The 1,139-nt window shown below is 65.6% G+C and carries 1 protein-coding gene; it reads right to left on the bottom strand.

Features of this window, described 5'->3' with window-relative positions:
- Positions 1 to 707 (bottom strand): GTPase RsgA (gene rsgA, locus AB4118_RS33980; RefSeq protein WP_441493895.1); only part of this gene is annotated, 707 nt, incomplete at its 3' end.
- Positions 708 to 1,139: the final 432 nt, after the last annotated feature.

The raw sequence follows: 1,139 nt of genomic DNA on the forward strand, positions 1-1,139 counted from the left end.
GGGCTTAGTTCCGTGATCTCGGCGAACAGCGTTTCGAGACCAGACGCCGCATCGCTGACATGGAGCGTGCGCATGCCCGGCGTATCAATCACCCAGCCGCCGCAGGCAATCGCATGCAGCGAGCGCGACGTCGTGGTGTGGCGCCCCTTGGCGTCGTGGTCGCGGATGTCGCCGGTCTGCTGCGGTTCGCCATCGATGGTGCCGGAAAGCGCGTTCACAAGAGTCGATTTGCCGACGCCGGACGAACCGACCAGCGCGAGGGTGCGGCCTTCGCCACACCAGGACGCGAACGCAGCCGCCGCGTGAGAGCTGCGCGGATTAACGGTTGCAACAGCCAGCCCGCGCTGCAGGGCGGCGGCCTGGTCGAGATAGGGCTGCACGTCGGGCACGAGATCGGCCTTGGTCAGCAGGATGACAGGTTCGGCTCCGCTCTCATTGGCCAGCGCAAGATAGCGCTCCAGGCGCGCGACGTTGAAATCAGCATTGCAGGAGGTGACAATGAACAGTGTGTCGATGTTGGCCCCGGCAAGCTGCGGCGTCATGCTGCCCTCGGTGCGCCGCGCCAACACCGTCGCGCGCTCCAGCCGGCGCCGTAGCAGATGTGTGCTGGGCTCCACCAGAACCCAGTCACCCACCGTGAAGTCGCCTGTATTGGTATGGACCGGCAGCTTGAGCCTGATCGGCCCATCGGGCGTGATTGCGCTCATGCGGGTGCGGTGCACCGAGCCGATGCGCGCAGGCCGGAGGCAGGCGTCATCTGGTCCGCATTGATCTGCAAAGAAATCCGTCCAGCCCAGCGCCGCAAGGGACAGTGGTGCGGAGGCAGTGTCGCCTTGTGTCACAGTATCGCCCCACCGCTCGGCGTCCTCGTCATGGGCGACGATAGAGCGGGGTTCAGCCCGGCTTGCAAGCGCCGCAAGGAAAGCTGGCAGCCGCGCTACGCCAGGTGCAGACATTGGCGCATGGCCCGGAACCAGACATTCGCATGCCGCGAAAGGGACGTCCGTTCGCGACCCAACTCCGACATTTGCGGTGAGCCGCTGACGGTCAAAAGTCGCCCATTCCCGCCCCCTCGGACGTCCGCATGCGGGCGGTTCAACTTCGCAATCGGCAACGTGCCGAAATCGCGTAGCCAACGC

This window comes from Allobosea sp. 2RAB26 (assembly GCF_052115465.1).
GTDB lineage: Bacteria > Pseudomonadota > Alphaproteobacteria > Rhizobiales > Beijerinckiaceae > Allobosea.